Below are 16987 nucleotides of genomic sequence, written 5' to 3'. Positions count from 1 at the left end.
TGTATCCTAAATTGGCGCCAATTTTGGATACTATGCGAATCGAAGTCGTTTTGAAAGCCATGAAAAACACCGAAGCCGTCTGGGATATCGTCGAGGCTAAGCGCGAGACCTTCTTTGCGCTGAGCGATCGGATCTGGGACATGCCGGAGACGAATTACGAGGAGTACCGCTCCGTCGCGGAGCATGCGCGCCAGCTCGAAGCCGAAGGTTTTCGCGTCGAGCGCGGTATTGCCGGCCTGCCGACCGCCGTCATGGGTGAAGCCGGCGAAGGCGGTCCTGTTATCGCCATCCTCGGGGAATTCGATGCCCTGCCGGGCTTGAGCCAGGAGGCGGGTGTCGCGGAAAAGCGCGAAGTCACGGCGAATGGCAATGGCCATGGCTGCGGACACAATATGCTCGGCGCCGGCTCGATGCTGGCGGCAGCCGCGGTCAAGGATTTTCTGGCAGCAAACGGCCTGAAGGGCCGCATTCGTTATTACGGTTGCCCGGCGGAAGAAGGCGGCTCCTCGAAGGGCTTCATGGTTCGATCAGGCGTTTTCGACGATGTCGACATTGCCATTTCCTGGCATCCGGCGGCCTTTGCCGGCGTCAACAATCCGGTTTCGCTCGCCTGCAACGAGCTCAATTTCCATTTCACCGGGCGCGCCTCGCATGCTTCGGCGACACCTCATCTTGGCCGCAGCGCGCTCGATGCCGTCGAACTGATGAATGTCGGCGTGAACTATATGCGCGAGCATATGCCGTCGACCGCCCGCATCCACTATGCCGTCACCGACACCGGCGGTTCGGCGCCGAATGTCGTGCAGGCGCGCGCCACCGTCCGGTATCTCATCCGTGCGCGCAACCTGCCGGAATTGCTGTCGCTCGTTGCCCGCGTGAAGAAGGTCGCCGAAGGCGCTGCGCTGATGACCGAGACGTCGGTGCGCAGCGAAGTCATCAGCGGCGATGCAAATCTGGTCGGCAACGCACCGCTCGAAGAACTGATGTTTGCCAACCTTCAGCGCCTCGGCCCCCCTGTTTTCGACGACGCCGACCGCGCCACCGCCCGCCAGTTTCAGACGACGATGAGCGCTGAAGACATCGCCTCTTCCTATGCGCGCTTCGGCCTGAAGCGGAAGAAGGATCAACCGCTCTGCGAAGAGATCTTCCCGCTCTACGCCGGTGACAGCACGATCGTCGGCTCGACCGATGTCGGCAGCGTCAGCTGGGTCGTGCCGACCGTGCAGATGCGTGGCGCGACCTATGCCATCGGCACCTCCGGCCACTCCTGGCAGCTGGTTGCCCAGGGCAAACTTCCGGCGGCGCACAAGGGCACCGAACATGCGGCCAAGGTCATGGCAAGCACGGCCATAGAGCTGATTTGCAATCCCGGCCTCATCGAGGCCGCCAAGGCCGATCTCAAGGAGCGCCTCGACGGCATGCCCTTCGTCAATCCGATCCCGGACGATGTCCAACCGCCGCTGCCGGAAAGGCAGGCGCCATGAGCCAGCCCGGCATCCTCGAGCTCATCAGCTTCGGCTCCGATGGTTGGGGCAAGGCGCTGCTTGCCGGCGCGTGGATGACGATACTGATTGCTCTGGCCGGCTATACGATCGGCGCCGTGATCGGCTCATTCGGCGCCTGGGCGAAAATTTCGGGCGGTCGCAGCCTTCGGATCGCCGCCGATGCCTATACGACGGTACTGCGCGGCATCCCCGATCTCCTGGTCATCTACCTCTTCTATTTCGGCGGCAGCGCCGTCGTCACGGCTGTCGGCCGGCTGTTGGGCGCCGAGGGTTTTCTCGGTTTTCCGGGTTTTCTTGCCGGGTCGCTCGCCGTCGGCGTCACCTCGGGCGCGCAGTTCACCGAAATCTTTCGCGGCGCCTTCAAGGCCGTGCATGCGGGTGAGATCGAGGCGGCGATTGCCTGCGGCATGGGCCGGTTGCTGCGCTTTCGTCGCATCATTGCGCCGTTGACGCTTCGCCACGCACTGCCGGGGATGGGCAATGTCTGGCAGGTGGTGCTGAAGGAATCCGCCCTCGTCTCGATCACCGGCGTTGCCGAGCTGCTGCGGCAGACGCAGGTGGCGGCCGGCTCGACGGGCCTTCCCTTCGACTTCTACGTCATTGCCGGAGCGATCTATCTGATGATCTCCACCGGTTCCGGCCTCTTTCTCAGGCGCGCCGAAAGGCACCTCTCGCGCGGCGTCAGGAGGGGCTGATGGACTGGCAATTCCTGTTCGAAACCTTCGTAAGCCTCATCTCCGCCATTCCGCTGACGCTGGAACTTGCCGCCACCTCGATTACGCTCGGCGCCGTTCTGGCGCTTAGCCTCGCCCTCTGCCGGCTTTCCGGCATCATCGTGCTCGAATGGTTCGCCCGTGCCTATGTCTTCGTGTTCCGCGGAACGCCGCTGCTCGTCCAGATCTTCCTGATCTATTACGGGCTTGGCCAGTTTCCGGAGGTGCGCCACAGTTTCCTCTGGCCATTCCTGCGCGAGCCCTACTGGTGCGCGGTCCTGGCGCTCACCCTGAATACCGCCGCCTATGCCGGCGAGATCATCCGCGGCGGGCTTTTGTCGGTGCCCTTCGGCCAGATCGAAGCCGCGCGCGCCTGCGGCATGCCGCAATTGATGCAGTTCCGGCGCATCGTCCTGCCACTTGCCATCCGCCAGGCACTGCCAGGCTACAGCAACGAAATGATCGCCATGGTAAAGGCCACCTCGCTCGCCTCGATCATCACGCTGATGGAAGTCACCGGCGTTGCCGCCAGGATCATTTCGGAAAGCTATCGGGCGATCGAAGTGTTCATCGTCGCTGGCGCCATCTATCTCACGATCAATTTCCTGCTGACGCGTCTCGTCCATCTCGCCGAATATTGGCTGAGCCCGCATTTGCGCCAGCCCGCTCCATACCATCCGGTTGCGACATCCGTATCTCCACTTGAAGGAAACGCCCGATGATAGCGGCGAATGCTTCCCCTTCCCCGATCGCGCTCAGCGTCAAGGATCTGCACAAGAGCTTCGGCCCGGTCGAAGTCCTCAAGGGCATCTCGCTCGACGCTCGTGAAGGCGATGTGGTGTCGATCCTCGGCTCCTCGGGTTCGGGAAAATCCACTTTCCTGCGCTGCATCAACCTGCTGGAGACACCGAATTCCGGGGAAGTCACCGTCGCCGGCGAAACGATCCGCATGCTTCCCGACGCGAGAGGCGGCAGTCGGCCGGCCGACCGCAGACAGGTGGACCGCATCCGTTCGCAGCTCGGCATGGTCTTCCAGAGCTTCAATCTCTGGTCCCACAAGACCGTGCTCGAAAATGTCGTCGAGGCGCCGGTTCATGTGCTCGGCCGCTCCCGGAGCGAATGCATCGAAGAGGCGGAAGCCCTGCTTGCCAAGGTGGGCATTGCCGAGAAGCGCAATTTCTATCCCTCGCATCTTTCCGGCGGCCAGCAACAGCGCGCTGCAATCGCCCGCGCCCTGGCGATGCGGCCGAAGGTGATGCTGTTCGACGAACCGACCTCGGCGCTGGATCCGGAGCTCGTCGGCGAAGTGCTGCGGGTCATGCGCGCGCTGGCAGAAGAAGGCCGCACCATGCTGGTCGTCACCCATGAAATGGGCTTTGCCCGCGATGTCTCCAGCCGCGTCGTCTTTCTGCACAAAGGCGTCGTCGAGGAAGACGGCAGGCCGCAGGATGTCTTCGCCCATTCGCAGTCGGATCGTTTCCGGCAGTTCATCAGCCAATAATTCCATCAGCTCAAACGAAGAAAAGGGGAGCAAAACATGACATTCATTTCACGGGTTCTGACCGCCCTGTCGGCTACCGCGGTACTGGCCCTGTCAGGCACGGCGCATGCGGAAGACAAGACCTGGAAGACGGTGACGATCGCCACCGAAGGCGCCTTCAAGCCCTACAACTTCACCAAGCCGGACGGCACGCTCGACGGTTACGAGATCGAGCTGACGAAATATCTTTGCGACCATATGAAGGTCGAGTGCAAGATCGTCGTGCAGAACTTCGACGGTATGATCCCGGCGCTCCGGCAAGTTCGATGCCATCATCTCCGGCATGTCGGCAACGGCCAAGCGCGAGGAAGTGATCGCCTTCAGCGATTCCTACGGCTCCACCGGCCAGGCCTTCGCAACCTCCAGGGAAAGCGACCTTGTCAACCTGCCGGAAAAGGGCGAGGTCTTTTCGCTTGGCAGCAACGAAGCCGGGGCGATCGCCGAGATCGACAAGATCAAGCCGATGCTGCAGGGCAAGACGATCGGCGTGCAGACCGCCTCCACCGGCGCCGCCTTCGTCGATAAATATCTCAAGGGTGTGCTTGAGGTGCGCGAATACAAGACGACCGAGGAGCACGACCTCGACCTCAAGGCCGGCCGCGTCGATCTGGTGATGGCATCCATGGCCTATCTCACCACCGCTTCGCAGAAGCCGGGCAATGAAGACATGACGACGGCCGGTCCGCGCTTCCAGGGTGGTTTCCTCGGCCGCGGCAGCTCCGTCGGCCTGCGCAAGGACGACACCAAGCTGAAGGCGATGTTCAACGACGCGATTGGCGCGGCAAAGGCCGACGGCACGATCAAGACGCTGTCGGAAAAGTGGTTCGGCTTCGACGTGACACCGAAGTGAACGGCTGATCCTTCAAACCTCAAGCCCGGCGAACAGCCTCGCCGGGCAACCGTGGGCGCCCAAGCGCCCTATGTAACGACCCCCAAAAATTCTTCGGTCTCCATGAGTTCGAGCTGCACGGAAAACCGATCGTGCAGGAGTTCCAGTGACGCGTCATGCGTATCGTCGGCGCCGCTGCAGACGGCGTCCTTCAGCACGATGACACGATAGGCGAGATCGATCGCACCGAGCGTCGTGGCCAGCACGCAGACATCGGTTTCACCGCCTGTTATGACAAGCGTGTCGACTTGCTCCGATTGAAGGATCGGATGCAGGCGGCCGTCGATCCAGGGGGAATAGGTGCGTTTGTCGAAGTGCCTTGCCGGCGGAACCAGTGCTGCCAGCGACGAGGCCAGATCGATGAAGCCGCGGGGAAGATGTTCGCCCGTCATCATCCACCATTTGCGGTAATAATCCCGCCATTTCCCCGGCATGTCGTCGGCGCGCTCGGGTGGCAGGAAGCGGGTGAAGATCGTTCGGGACGGATGCCGCCCGGCCAGTTCTTCGATCTGCGGAGAGATCCGCACCATCCAGGGAACGTGCCACGGCGTGTCCTCGGCAAACATCCGCTGCATGTCGACGCAAAGGTGCCGCCACTCCCCGACCTCGCCCATCAGATCCTCCATCCGGTCTTCGGGCGTCAACCGCCGTGCGCGGCGAAAGTTCCTGGCGGAAGATCAAAAGCCTCTCAGGCGACGGCGCTCTCGGCTTTGCGAAAACAATCGAGGTCGCCAACAGGAACCGGTTTGGAGAAGAAATAGCCTTGGAGATCGGTGCAGCCGAGGGCGGCTAGAAAGTCGCGTTGATATTCGGTTTCGACGCCTTCCGCCGTCGTCGAGATCCCGAGGTTGCGGCTGAGCGCGACGATGGCGCCGATGATGGCCGCTCCGTTGGCTTTTGTGCCGAGTTGCGAGACGAAGGATCGATCGATCTTGATACGGTCGATATCGAAACGCACCAGATGGCTGAGGCAGGAAAAGCCGGTTCCGAAATCATCCAGCGAAATCTGAACACCTCGGCTGCGCAGCGACCTCAGCACGGTATAGACATCCGAATTATCCTCGATGAGCGAGGACTCGGTGAGCTCCAACTCGAGCCGGGACGGCGGCAGGCCGCTCTCCTGCAGCACGGCGAAGACTTCCTCGGCAAAATTCGGCCTTCTCAACTGGGCGGGAGACACGTTGACCGCAACAAATGTGCCTTCCGGCCATTTGCGGGCAGCCCTGCAGGCTTCGCGCAATACCCAGAAACCGAGGGCGTCGATGAGGCCGCCTTCCTCGGCGACAGGGATGAAGCTCGCAGGCGTCAACAATCCGCGCTGACTGTGACGCCAGCGCACCAGAGCCTCCGCGCCAGACGCCGTATATCCCGGCTCTGCACGATGTACCGTCTGGTAGTAGACCTCGAGCGATCCGTAGTCCGGCCTGTTCGCAAGCGGTTCGGATGGTGAACCGTCCGCGGAGGAGGCCGCACTTTTGGCCAGAACGTCCCGCAATTCGTTCTTGAGAATGTCGCGCGCATTCCTGCCGCCGTCCATGGATGGGGAATAGATGCGCCACTGGCCTCTCCCGCCCATCTTTGCCTCGTATAGCGCGACGTCGGCGTAGCGCATGATGTCATCGGCATTCCGCCCGGCGTCCGGTACGACGGTCACGCCGATCGAGCCGCCGACCCGTGCGACGGCCTCGCCCCGCAAAAGCGGGAAGGGCTTGCCGAGTTCGGCAACGATCGCGTCGCATATTGCCGGCAAAACCTGATCATCATCCTTGATATCACGCAGAAGCAGGGCGAACTCGTCCCCTCCGAGCCGGGCAAGCGTGTCGCCCGGACGAAGCAGGGCGCGAATCCGTTCCGCAGCCATCCTGATGAGTTCATCGCCGGCGGCATGGCCGAACGTGTCGTTCACGGCCTTGAAGCGGTCGAGGTCGAGAAGTGCGACCGCCGAGCGCTCGGTCGAATTCTGCGTCTCGGCCAGGCACTCCTCAAACCGCATCGCGAACAAGGCGCGATTGGGAAGGTTGGTCAGCACATCATGCAAGGCGAGCTGCCTTGCGTGCAGCTCGCTTTTCTTCAACTCGCCGAGACTGCTTCGCAGGCGCACCAGCAGGACCGAGAACAGGATCGCGATCACCAGGGCGGCAATCGAAAGCGCCGGCATCAACCGGCCGATCACCCTCGAACCCGGAAGATCGGGCCGCCACACGATGAAGCCGATCGGCTCGCCGTTTGCCGTGGCGTCGATCTGGAAGGCAACTTCGTTTTCGTCTGCGTCGGCCGTGCGCGCGAAGCGCGCGCCGTTGAGGCCCTGTTGCCGGCTCAATTCGTCCAGCGCCGCACCGTCGATAAACCGCACGACGATCAGGAATTGCCGCATCGTCTGCCGTTGCCCCTCATCGGGTTCGTTGATGGCGACCACGCCGACGATCGTCGGCCGACCTTCCAGCCGCATCAGATTGGCGAGCGCTGGGTTGGAGCTGCCAGTGCTTGCAAGGCGGCTTTCCATTGAGGACGGTGTTCTCTCGTTGGAAACCGTGCCTTGTCTCAACCCAAGGCGGGCATCCTGAAGCAGCGGCAAAAACAGAGGCTTCATCCAGCGATAACGCTTTTCCGTTTGGGCGTCCGCCAGCATGAGCAACTGCGCCTTCTCGTCGACGACGAAGGCCTGATCGTAGCCGAAGGCGGACATTGCGGTCTGGCTGATCGCACTCCCGGCCGCCGCCGTCAGAACCGCGTCGAGGCTGGAGGAACCTCCGGCCGAACGGGCGGCGGGATAAACACGGGTGAGATAGCCGTTGCCGAACTGGCCGATGACATGCGCGACTTGATCGACCTGTTCGCGCAAGCGGGCATTGACAAGGTGGCGCTGTCGATCAAGGGCGGCAGCATCGCTCTCGGTTCCCGCCCACAGTGCCGACAGCACGACCAGTCCGATCGCTCCAAGCCCGCTGACGGCAATCAGAAACAGAATTCTCCCCGAAGCAATCCAGGACTGCTGAAACGTGTTGGAGCTGGAAGGAAGAACGATGTGCAAGCCTGGACCCCTGAACACCACGACACGGGCGCATTGGCCGAGGCTAACAAAGAAGCGTTCACGTAGAATTAAAAGCTGCGGCGCACTATGGGCGAGATCGATACGCCCCAAGGAGCTCCCGACGATGCGCATATCCATTCAGACTATCGTGCGCGGCGCGCTGATGACGGGCGCGGTGGGTGTCTTTCTGGCGATCTCGCCGCTCGAGGTGGCTGCGCAAGATCGCATGCCGATGAGAATTGCCGTCGAAGGTGCATTTCCGCCCTTCAACTATCTCGATGCGAATAACAAGCTGCAAGGCTTCGACATCGATATAGCCAATGCCCTCTGCGAGGTCGGCAAGTTCGAATGCGAATTCATCATCGAGAAGTGGGACGACATCATTCCCAATCTCGTTGCCGGGAAATACGACTCGATCATCTCATCCATGTCGATGAGCCTTGAGCGGCGTCAAAAGGTTGCCTTCACTGAAAAATACTACAACAGTCCGTCGGTATTTATTGCCCGGAAGGATTCCGCAATCAGCGATGTCAGCCCCGCCGCTCTCAGCGACAAAATTCTTGGCGTGACGTCGTCGACGGCGCAGGAATCCTATGCCAACCATCTTTATCCGGACATGAAAAAGACGGTGTTTCGGTCTTCGCCGGAATTATACAAAGGCCTGGCGGATGGGAGCGTGGACATTATTCTCGAGGATAAACTCGCCATCTACGACTGGATTGCCAACACGAAGGCGGGAAGCTGCTGCGAGTTCAAGGGGCCGGATCTGGTCGATATCACCTATTTTGGCGAAGGTGCCGGGATCGCGCTGCGCCTCGATGACAAGGAGCGCCTTGCGCGCCTGAACGAAGCGTTGAAGAGCATCAAGGCGGACGGGACCTACGACATGATCAACGCAAAATATTTTCCGTTCAGCATTCAGTAGTTCGTCAATCAAATTGTCATGTGACAAATGCGGAATGGCCGGTTTTCCGCCGGCCATCCCTGTCAGGTAAAGTTCCTCGGTCGCCATTGCTAGGCGGCTTTCGCGACCTCGCCGTGCGGATCGAGGACATATTTCGTCGCCGCGCCCTGGTCGAAGCTCTCATATCCACTGGCGGCATCGTCGAGCGGGATGACCTTGGCGTTGACGATATCGGCAATCGGCAGCCGGTCATGGAGGATCGCCTGCATGAGCTGGCGATTGTATTTGAGCACCGGGGTCTGGCCGGTGTGGAACGACTGCGCCTTGGCCCATCCGAGACCGAAACGCAGCGACAGATTGCCGTGTTTGGCGGCATTGTCGACGGCGCCCGGGTCTTCAGTGACGTAGAGGCCGGGAATACCGATCGAACCTGCGGCGCGGGTAATCTCCATCATCTGGTTGAGCACGATCGCCGGCTGTTCGCCGCCCGAGTGGCCGCGGGCCTCGAAGCCGACCGCATCAATGGCGCTGTCCACCTCGTTGGTGCCGACGACCTGCGCGATCATGTCGCCAAGACGGTCGCTCTTCGACAGGTCGATCGGCTCGAAACCGACCTTGGCCGCATGCGCCAGACGATCCTTGTTGAAATCGCCGATCATCACGACAGCAGCGCCGAGAATGCGAGCCGAAGCTGCAGCCGCAAGGCCGACAGGGCCGGCGCCTGCGACATAGACGGTCGAGCCGACACCGACGCCTGCCCGCACAGCGCCATGGAAGCCGGTGGGCAGAATGTCGGAGAGCATGGTGAGATCGCGGATCTTCGCCATCGCCCTGTCCCGATCGGGGATTTTCAGCAGGTTGAAATCCGCGTAGGGAATGGTGACGTAGCGTGCCTGCCCGCCGATCCAGCCGCCCATGTCGACATAACCGTAAGCACCGCCGGCGCGAGCCGGGTTCACCGTCAGGCAGACACCGGTGTCTTGAGACTTGCAGCAGCGGCAACGGCCGCAGGCGACATTGAACGGCACCGAGACGATATCGCCGACGTCGAGCATCTCGACGTCGATGCCTTTCTCGATGATTTCGCCGGTGATTTCATGACCGAGGACCAGGCCCGGCATCGCCGTCGTGCGGCCGCGGACCATGTGCTGGTCGGAGCCGCAGATATTGGTCGAGATCACCTTCAGGATCACGCCGTGCTCGATGCGGCGGCCGTCGGGCGCTTCCAGCTTCGGGTCGTCGATGTCGCGAACTTCGACCTTGCCCGGCCGGAGATAGACGACGCCTCTATTCTTGCTCATGGATTCCTCCCACTTGTTTGAATGCCTCGATCTGCAACCGATGCAGCCGATGGCAACCTTCCCTCCGGCCTGCCTCCTCTGCAGCCCGGTCTACAACACAGGATACCGCCGCATCGGGCGATATTCGGATTTTGCAAAAACAGATTGGATGGAGAAGAGAAGTGAACGCCCGGGTTTTGCCTGTCGTTCTGCTCGCGATCGCCCGCCGCAATCCGTCGATTTGCTGTGCCAAGAGCTGGTTTCCGGCTCCAGAATCTCCTTTCGATCCGTCTCGATATCTCTCCGGATCTCTATCCGGCGATTTCCTTGAGGATTTCAGTACTTCTACCGCTGCGGAACAGCGCCGGCGTCAGGCCGGTGTCCCAAGGTCCATTTCGCCAGTTTGCGAGATAGCGCTTTGAACACCACAAGCAAACCACGACTGACGGAAAACAGCGATCAAGAAAACGACATGGGCGCAACTCAAAGACGACAGTCGGCAAGGTCGCAATGGCTCGCTGCGTAGCGGAAATAATTGATCCCGCGAATACGGCGGTTTTCCGGATCGTCGGGGAAGATTTGATATGGGAGACTTAGGCGCGATGTGGCCGCCGACTGCGGTTGACGTCGATGGCCGTATGCCAGAGCACGGCGCCGAGGATGATCGCACCGCCGAAAAAGGTGGCGACGGGCGGCTCTTCGGAAAACAGCAGCCAGACCCAGAAGGGCGTGAGCACGATTTCCATCGTGCCGATCAGCGCCGCTTCTGCCGGCGGCATCCGCTTTGCCCCGGCAAGAAAGAGCACCAGCGCCAGGGAAAAATTGGTCGCGCCGAAAGCGGCAAGGACGATCCAGTTGTGCAGGTCGAGCGAGCCGACCGAACCGAACGGCGCGAAGAGAACGAGGGTCAGGAAAGCGCTGACCACGGTTGGCGGCAGGCTCGGCACCTCCGGACTGATACGCGGAATGATGATGACGAGCGCGAAGGACGCCGTCATGCCGAGCGCCAGCAGATCGCCCCACCCCGTCCCGCCCCCGATCGACGAGGCGACGATGACCGCGACGCCGAGCAGCGAGACGCCGCCGGCAATCAGCGTCCGCCTGGCGACCCTCTCCTTGAGGATGAGCCAGCCGAGCAGAGCCGCGATGAAGGGCGCGGTCGCATAGATCATCGTCACATTGGCGACGGTGGTCATGTAAAGCGACCCGATGAAGCATCCCTGACTGAAGGTCTGGCATGCGATCATCGCAAGTCCGGACGGATGGAAGACGGAACGCCATTGCTGCCGTGAAATACCCCCCTCGAGGAAAAGGCAGGGGATCAGCAGGAACAGGCCGCCGAACAACGACCGCCAGGCGATCGCCGTCCATACGTCAGTGGTGAGCAGCCGCGAATAGACGCCGCTCGCGCTCCAGGCAAGCGTCGCGGCAATGATGAGAAGCACACCCTTCTCGTGCTCGCTGCCTGCGAGGTGTCTGGCCGGATTTTCAATGGTCACGCGGATATTCTCAAAGAAGGAAGTCGAACGCGGCTCTTTTCTGCCTCAAGAATTGACATTAGACAAACGAATAGTAGAGATAGCTATCATCGATTTTTTCTATGGCTATTCCCATGCACGAGCCGATTGAGAGCGACCTGCTGAGGACCTTTCTTGTCGTCGCCGAGACCTCGAATTTCTCCGCGGCTGCCCAGCGCATCGGGCGGACGCAGTCGGCTGTCAGCACCCAGATCAAGAGGCTCGAGCAGACGATCGGCGAAGCTCTGTTCGAGCGCGGCGCCCGCGGTGTGCTGCTTACACGCCAGGGCATACAACTCGTGCCCTATGCCCGCCGGATCATCGACCTCCTAAGCGAGGCCGCCGCGACGATCCGCAGCAAACCGCTGGATGGGCCGGTGCGCATCGGAATTCCCGAGGAATACAGCCAGACGGTGCTGCCGGCGGCCCTTGCGGCTTTCGCCGTACGCCATCCGGCCGTCGAGGTCACGGTGTCCTGTGACTATACCGTCCGCAACCTCGCCGCCCTCGAGCGGGACGAACTCGATCTGGCCGTGGTCTTCGACTGGAGCGACCAGACGAAAGGCGAGGTCCTCTGTATCGACCCGACCGTCTGGGTCACATCCATGGTTCACCGGCTGCACGATATCGATCCCCTGCCGATTGCGACCTATCGTAACTCCACCTGGTCGCGCGATTATGCGCTCCGGTCGCTGGAGCAGATCGGCCGCCATTACCGGATCGCCTTCATCGCCGATACCGGCTCAGGGCTGAAGAATGCCGTGACCGCGGGCCTTGCCGTCACCACGCTGTGTCGCAGCAACATTCCGCCCGGCTGCCGCGAGTTGACTGCCGAAGACGGTTTTTCGCCGGTCGATTCCTCGAAAGTCGTGCTCCGGCGCAATCCCTACCGATCCAGTGAGGCAGTTCGCGAACTCGCGGATATGTTACGAGACGCCTTCCAGCCTACGTCGGGATAATGCGGCGGCGCAGACGGCGCCGGGTCTCGGACGGGCTTTCTGAAAAACTCGCGCGGTAGCTTCTCGCAAATGCCGAGGCCGAGTTGAAGCCGGTCGCCGCCGCGATGTCGGCGAAGGAGGCGGTCGTCTCGATCACCTTGCGGCGCGCCGCGTTCAGACGCAGCGCGAGATAATGCACATGCGGCGGCGCGCCGATGTTCTGCTGGAAGAGATCCTGCAGATGCCGGGCGCTGATGCCCACCCTGCGGGCGAGCCGCGTGAGAATCAGAGGCTGCTCGATATACTCCTCCATGAGCTTTACTGCCTGCGCCACGCGGGGATCGTGCATGCGCAATCCCGCCGAGGCTGCCGAAAGCGGCTCATCGGCATGGAAGGACGGTTGCTCGTAGCGGAACAGCCGGCTGACTTCGAGCGCCAGCGAATAACCCTGCCGCTGCCGGATCACCTCCAGCATCAGGTCGACGGTTGGAAGCGAACCTGAGGTCGTCAGCCGCTTGCCGTCGATGACGAAGCGATCCTTGACCGCTCGCACTTGCGGATAGGCCAGCGCAAAATCCTCGTAGTCCTCCCAATGAACGGTCGCCGGCAGTCCGTCGAGCAGGCTTGCTTCCGCCAGCAGCCATGTGCCGGATTCGATGCCGGCAATCACCGTACGGTAGCGGGCAGCCTGGGAGAGCTGCATCTTCAGCGCCGGCGTAGCACTTCGGCGCCAGTTGTAGCTGGCAAGCACGAAAAGCGGCGTATCCTCGGTCGTCGCCTTGAAAGCGCCTTGGGCGGGCACGGCAATATCGCTGGTGGTCGGGACCGGTGCTCCATCCGGCGTCAGCAGCCGCCAGCGATAGAGCTCGCTGCCGGAAATGCGGTTGGCGCCGCGCAGCGGCTCGATGACCGAGGCGATCAGGATCAAATTCGCGTCCGGCAGGACGAGAAGATCAATATCGAGCCGTTCCGTCGATCGCTGCAGCAAGGTCGCCTCCGTCGAGTTCCGATAATGTATCGATTACTTCCGAAAGTGCAACGCATCGCCATCCATCCTGTCGCGTAATGCTGACAAGACGAGGGAGAACAAAAACATGCCTCTTGCGATGAACCGCGATGTTTTCATCACCTGCGCCGTCACCGGCGCCGGCGATACGGTTTCCAAATCCAGCCACGTGCCGATCACGCCCAAGCAGATCGCCGAGTCCGCCATCGACGCGGCAAAGGCCGGGGCTGCGGTGGTCCACTGCCATGTCCGCGACCCGGACACGGGTGCCGCCAGCCGCCGCAACGACCTCTACAGGGAAGTCACCGACCGCATCCGCTCGGCCGATATCGACGTCGTCCTCAACCTCACCGCCGGCATGGGCGGGGACCTGATCTTCGGCGATGTCGAAAGCCCCCTTCCCCTCAATCCGAAGGGCACCGATATGGCCGGCGCCACCGAGCGCGTCAGCCATGTCGCCGAATGCCTGCCTGAGATCTGCACGCTCGACTGCGGCACGATGAACTTCAACCTCGGCGACTATGTCATGACCAATACGCCGGCCATGCTGCGGGCGATGGCGAAGAAGATGACCGATCTCGGCGTGCGGCCGGAGATCGAGGCCTTCGACACCGGCCATCTCTGGTTTGCCAAGCAGCTTGCCGAGGAAGGCCTGATCGAAGACCCGGTGCTGATCCAGCTCTGCATGGGCATTCCCTGGGGCGCGCCGGACGATCTCAATACCTTCATGGCGATGGTCAACAACGTTCCGCAGAGCTGGACCTTCTCGGCCTTTTCGATCGGCCGTAACGCCATGGCCTATCCGGCGGCCGCGGTTCTCGCCGGCGGCAACGTGCGCGTCGGCCTGGAGGACAACCTTTTCGTCGGCAAGGGCCAGCTCGCCACCAATGCGCAGCTCGTCGAAAAGGCGGTGCAGGTGGTCGAAGGCATGGGTGCCCGGATCATCGGTCCGGAAGACGTTCGCAAGAAACTCAAACTGACGAAGCGCTGAGGACGGCATGACACGGATCAACAAGGCGGCCTGTATCGGCGGCGGCGTCATCGGCGGCGGATGGATCGCGCGTTTCCTGCTGGCCGGCATCGACGTCGATGTGTTCGACCCGCATCCGGAGGCGAACCGCATCGTCGGCGAGGTGCTCGCCAACGCCGAAAAAGCCTATGCCATGCTGACCGGCGCACCCCTGCCGCCACGCGGCAGGCTGACCTTCTGCACGACGCTCGCGGAAGCCGTCGCCGGCGCCGACTGGATTCAGGAAAGCGTGCCGGAACGGCTCGACCTCAAGCGCGGCGTCCTGACCGAGATTGATGCCTCGGCGCGCCCGGACGCCCTGATCGGCTCTTCCACTTCGGGCCTGCTGCCGACCGATCTGCAGCGCGACATGAAGCATCCCGAGCGCCTCTTCGTCGCCCATCCCTATAACCCCGTCTATCTCTTGCCGCTCGTCGAAATCGTCGGCGGCGAAAAGACCTCGGCGGCGACCATCCAGGCGGCAATGGAAAGACTGGCGCCGATCGGCATGAAGGGCGTCCACATCGCCAAGGAGATCGAGGCCTTTGTCGGCGACCGGCTGCTCGAAGCGCTCTGGCGCGAGGCCTTGTGGCTGATCCACGACGATATCTGCACCGTCGAGACGCTCGACGATGTCATCCGCTATTCTTTCGGCCTGCGCTGGGCGCAGATGGGCCTGTTCCAGACCTACCGCATCGCCGGCGGCGAGGCCGGCATGCGCCACTTCCTCGCCCAGTTCGGTCCCTGCCTCGCCTGGCCCTGGACCAAGCTCACCGATGTCGTCGATCTCGACGATCCGCTGATCGAAAAGATCGGCCGGCAATCCGACGAACAGGCGGCCGGCCTGTCGATCCGCGAGCTTGAACGCATCCGCGACGAAAACCTCGTCGGCATCCTGCAGGCCCTCAAGGGCGGCGATGGCGGCAAGGGCTGGGGCGCCGGCAAGCTCTTGAAGGACTTCGAGCAATCGCTCTGGGCACAAGGCGGCGGGACGACTGCGTCTGTCGACCTGTCGAAACCGCTGAGGCTCGTCGAGACGAAAGTCAGCCCTGCCTGGGTCGACTATAACGGCCATATGACCGAACACCGCTACCTTCAGGTTTTCGGCGATACCTCGGATGCGCTGCTGCGCCTCATCGGCGTCGACGTCGCCTATGTCGAGGCGGGGCACAGCTACTATACGGTGGAAACCCACATCCGCCATCTCGGCGAGGCAAAGCTCGGCCAGACGATCCATTCGACCTGCCGGATCCTCTCCGTCGACGACAAGCGGCTGCATGTCTTCCATACGTTGCACGATACGGCGACGGGCGAGGCCATTGCCACCGCCGAGCACATGTTGCTGCATGTCGACAGCAAGGCCGGCAAGGCCACGCCGGCGCCGGCCGTCATTCTCGACAAGGTCAAGGCGATCGCCGAAGCGCATGCGATTTTGGCCGCGCCTGAAGGCGTCGGCCGTCACGTCGGCCAGAAACGGTAGGAGGATCGGCATGGATTTCGGATTGAGCGAAGAACAGGAAATGATCGTCGAGACGGTCCGCGCCTTCGTCGAGACCGAAATTTATCCGCACGAAAACGAGGTCGAGCGCACAGGCATCGTCCCGCCGGAGCTCGGAGACGAGATCCGGCGCAAATGCATCGATCTCGGCTTCTACGCCTGCAATTTCCCGGAGGAGGTCGGCGGCGCCGGTCTCGATCACGTCACCTTCACGCTGGTCGAGCGGGAGCTCGGGCGCGGTTCCCTCGGGCTGACGGTTTTCTTCGGCCGGCCCTCCGGCATCCTGATGGCTTGCGAGGGCGAGCAGCGAGAGCGCTACCTCCTGCCCGCCGTGCGCGGCGAGAAGATCGACGCGCTTGCGATCACCGAGCCGGACGCCGGTTCCGATATGCGCGGGATGAAATGCGCCGCCCGCCGCGACGGCGGCGACTTCGTCCTCAATGGCACGAAACACTTTATTTCGCATGCCGATGTCGCCGATTTCGTCATTGTCTTTGCCGCGACGGGTGAGGAAGAAACGCCGAAAGGCATCAAGAAGAAGATCACCGCCTTCCTGGTGGATCGCGGCACGCCGGGCTTCGAAATCCGCAAGGGCTACGATTCCGTTTCGCATCGTGGCTACCACAACTCGACGCTCAGCTTCGAAGATTGCCGGATACCCGAAGCCCAGGTGCTGGGCGAGGTGCATCGCGGCTTCGATATCGCCAATCAATGGCTCTACGGCACGCGGCTGACGGTTGCCGCCACCTGCGTCGGCCGGGCACGGCGCGTCTTCGACATGACGCTGCCCTATGCCGCCGAGCGCAAGCAGTTCGGCAAGCCGATCGGCGCAAATCAGGGTGTGTCGTTCAAGCTCGCCGATATGATCACCGAGATCGACGCAGCCGATTGGCTGACACTTGCCGCCGCCTGGCGGCTTGATGCCGGGCTGCCTGCAGACCGGCAAATCGCCTCGGCCAAGCTTTACTCCTCGGAAATGCTCGCCCGGGTCACCGATGAGGCGATCCAGATCTTCGGCGGCATGGGCCTGATGGACGACCTGCCACTCGCCCGCTTCTGGCGCGATGCGCGCGTCGAGCGCATCTGGGATGGCACCTCCGAAATCCAGCGGCATATCATCAGCCGCGACCTGCTTAGACCTTTGGGAGCGTGAGCCG

The 16987-nt window shown here is 62.1% G+C and carries 14 protein-coding genes and 1 pseudogene; 10 read left to right on the top strand and 5 right to left on the bottom strand.

The window, feature by feature from the left end:
- Positions 1–59 precede the first annotated feature (59 nt).
- From FHT75_RS18805 to FHT75_RS18785, 5 genes and pseudogenes are all read left to right on the top strand, one after another.
- The gene (locus tag FHT75_RS18805; RefSeq protein ID WP_063476235.1) at positions 60–1484 is read left to right on the top strand and encodes a M20 family metallopeptidase; all 1425 of its coding nucleotides are present in this window, start codon (positions 60–62) and stop codon (positions 1482–1484) included.
- Positions 1481–2200, top strand: a complete 720-nt coding sequence (locus FHT75_RS18800; protein ID WP_047612126.1) for an ABC transporter permease — start codon at positions 1481–1483, stop codon at positions 2198–2200. The genes FHT75_RS18805 and FHT75_RS18800 overlap by 4 nt, the downstream gene beginning before the upstream one ends.
- Complete coding sequence (locus tag FHT75_RS18795; RefSeq protein ID WP_047614607.1) at positions 2200–2940, top strand: ABC transporter permease; 741 nt, start codon at positions 2200–2202, stop codon at positions 2938–2940. Before FHT75_RS18800 ends, FHT75_RS18795 begins: the two co-directional genes overlap by 1 nt.
- Entirely contained in the window at positions 2937–3719 is a 783-nt protein-coding gene (locus FHT75_RS18790) for an ABC transporter ATP-binding protein (RefSeq protein WP_047612131.1), read from the top strand. Before FHT75_RS18795 ends, FHT75_RS18790 begins: the two co-directional genes overlap by 4 nt.
- A 36-nt stretch (positions 3720–3755) precedes the next feature.
- A pseudogene (locus tag FHT75_RS18785) lies at positions 3756–4608 on the top strand (transporter substrate-binding domain-containing protein).
- Positions 4609–4676: 68 nt separating this feature from the next.
- Here the strand turns inward: FHT75_RS18785 and FHT75_RS18780 are convergent.
- Both FHT75_RS18780 and FHT75_RS18775 read right to left on the bottom strand, forming a co-directional pair.
- Entirely contained in the window at positions 4677–5261 is a 585-nt protein-coding gene (locus FHT75_RS18780; RefSeq protein WP_028757428.1) for a cysteine hydrolase family protein, read from the bottom strand.
- Between the two features lie 74 nt (positions 5262–5335).
- Complete coding sequence (locus FHT75_RS18775) at positions 5336–7699, bottom strand: putative bifunctional diguanylate cyclase/phosphodiesterase (protein WP_028757429.1); 2364 nt, start codon at positions 7697–7699, stop codon at positions 5336–5338.
- A gap of 103 nt (positions 7700–7802) precedes the next feature.
- Here FHT75_RS18775 and FHT75_RS18770 point away from each other — a divergent pair, with 103 nt between their 5' ends.
- Positions 7803–8603, top strand: coding sequence for a transporter substrate-binding domain-containing protein (locus FHT75_RS18770; protein ID WP_047612136.1), 801 nt, complete (start codon positions 7803–7805; stop codon positions 8601–8603).
- 89 nt (positions 8604–8692) lie between these two features.
- Here FHT75_RS18770 and fdhA read toward each other — a convergent pair whose 3' ends face one another.
- Together fdhA and FHT75_RS18760 are read right to left on the bottom strand one after the other, a co-directional pair.
- Positions 8693–9883 (bottom strand): formaldehyde dehydrogenase, glutathione-independent, encoded by a 1191-nt coding sequence (gene fdhA, locus FHT75_RS18765; RefSeq protein WP_183845128.1) that lies wholly within the window; start codon positions 9881–9883, stop codon positions 8693–8695.
- Between the two features lie 572 nt (positions 9884–10455).
- A complete protein-coding gene (locus FHT75_RS18760) occupies positions 10456–11361 on the bottom strand; it encodes a DMT family transporter (protein ID WP_047612141.1) in 906 nt (301 codons plus the stop codon).
- 113 nt (positions 11362–11474) lie between these two features.
- Here FHT75_RS18760 and FHT75_RS18755 point away from each other — a divergent pair, with 113 nt between their 5' ends.
- Positions 11475–12338: a LysR substrate-binding domain-containing protein gene (locus FHT75_RS18755; protein ID WP_183845127.1), complete on the top strand. Its 864-nt coding sequence runs from the start codon at positions 11475–11477 to the stop codon at positions 12336–12338.
- Here the strand turns inward: FHT75_RS18755 and FHT75_RS18750 are convergent.
- A complete protein-coding gene (locus FHT75_RS18750) occupies positions 12325–13335 on the bottom strand; it encodes a GlxA family transcriptional regulator (RefSeq protein ID WP_312865382.1) in 1011 nt (336 codons plus the stop codon). The genes FHT75_RS18755 and FHT75_RS18750 overlap by 14 nt on opposite strands.
- A gap of 76 nt (positions 13336–13411) precedes the next feature.
- On the opposite strand from FHT75_RS18750, the gene FHT75_RS18745 reads away from it, so the two are divergent.
- Genes FHT75_RS18745 through FHT75_RS18735 form a run of 3 tightly spaced genes read left to right on the top strand, consistent with a single transcriptional unit; the run spans position 13412 to position 16983 of the window.
- Positions 13412–14314, top strand: coding sequence for a 3-keto-5-aminohexanoate cleavage protein (locus tag FHT75_RS18745; protein ID WP_063475777.1), 903 nt, complete (start codon positions 13412–13414; stop codon positions 14312–14314).
- 7 nt (positions 14315–14321) lie between these two features.
- Positions 14322–15812, top strand: a complete 1491-nt coding sequence (locus FHT75_RS18740; RefSeq protein WP_183845125.1) for a carnitine 3-dehydrogenase — start codon at positions 14322–14324, stop codon at positions 15810–15812.
- A 10-nt stretch (positions 15813–15822) separates the two neighbouring features.
- Entirely contained in the window at positions 15823–16983 is a 1161-nt protein-coding gene (locus FHT75_RS18735; RefSeq protein WP_063475779.1) for an acyl-CoA dehydrogenase family protein, read from the top strand.
- Positions 16984–16987 lie beyond the last annotated feature (4 nt).

Origin of the sequence: Rhizobium sp. BK112, from assembly GCF_014193215.1 — a bacterium.
GTDB lineage: Bacteria > Pseudomonadota > Alphaproteobacteria > Rhizobiales > Rhizobiaceae > Rhizobium > Rhizobium anhuiense.
This window is presented reverse-complemented; position numbering and strand designations above follow the sequence as displayed.

What these genes read in the sequence shown, in the direction of transcription:
- FHT75_RS18805 (WP_063476235.1), top strand. Translation starts at nt 60, where the DNA reads ATGAAAAACACCGAAGCCGTCTGGGATATCGTCGAGGCTAAGCGCGAG.
- FHT75_RS18800 (WP_047612126.1), top strand. Translation starts at nt 1,481, where the DNA reads ATGAGCCAGCCCGGCATCCTCGAGCTCATCAGCTTCGGCTCCGATGGT.
- FHT75_RS18795 (WP_047614607.1), top strand. Translation starts at nt 2,200, where the DNA reads ATGGACTGGCAATTCCTGTTCGAAACCTTCGTAAGCCTCATCTCCGCC.
- FHT75_RS18790 (WP_047612131.1), top strand. Translation starts at nt 2,937, where the DNA reads ATGATAGCGGCGAATGCTTCCCCTTCCCCGATCGCGCTCAGCGTCAAG.
- FHT75_RS18780 (WP_028757428.1), bottom strand. Translation starts at nt 5,261, where the DNA reads ATGGGCGAGGTCGGGGAGTGGCGGCACCTTTGCGTCGACATGCAGCGG.
- FHT75_RS18770 (WP_047612136.1), top strand. Translation starts at nt 7,803, where the DNA reads ATGCGCATATCCATTCAGACTATCGTGCGCGGCGCGCTGATGACGGGC.
- fdhA (WP_183845128.1), bottom strand. Translation starts at nt 9,883, where the DNA reads ATGAGCAAGAATAGAGGCGTCGTCTATCTCCGGCCGGGCAAGGTCGAA.
- FHT75_RS18755 (WP_183845127.1), top strand. Translation starts at nt 11,475, where the DNA reads ATGCACGAGCCGATTGAGAGCGACCTGCTGAGGACCTTTCTTGTCGTC.
- FHT75_RS18745 (WP_063475777.1), top strand. Translation starts at nt 13,412, where the DNA reads ATGCCTCTTGCGATGAACCGCGATGTTTTCATCACCTGCGCCGTCACC.
- FHT75_RS18740 (WP_183845125.1), top strand. Translation starts at nt 14,322, where the DNA reads ATGACACGGATCAACAAGGCGGCCTGTATCGGCGGCGGCGTCATCGGC.
- FHT75_RS18735 (WP_063475779.1), top strand. Translation starts at nt 15,823, where the DNA reads ATGGATTTCGGATTGAGCGAAGAACAGGAAATGATCGTCGAGACGGTC.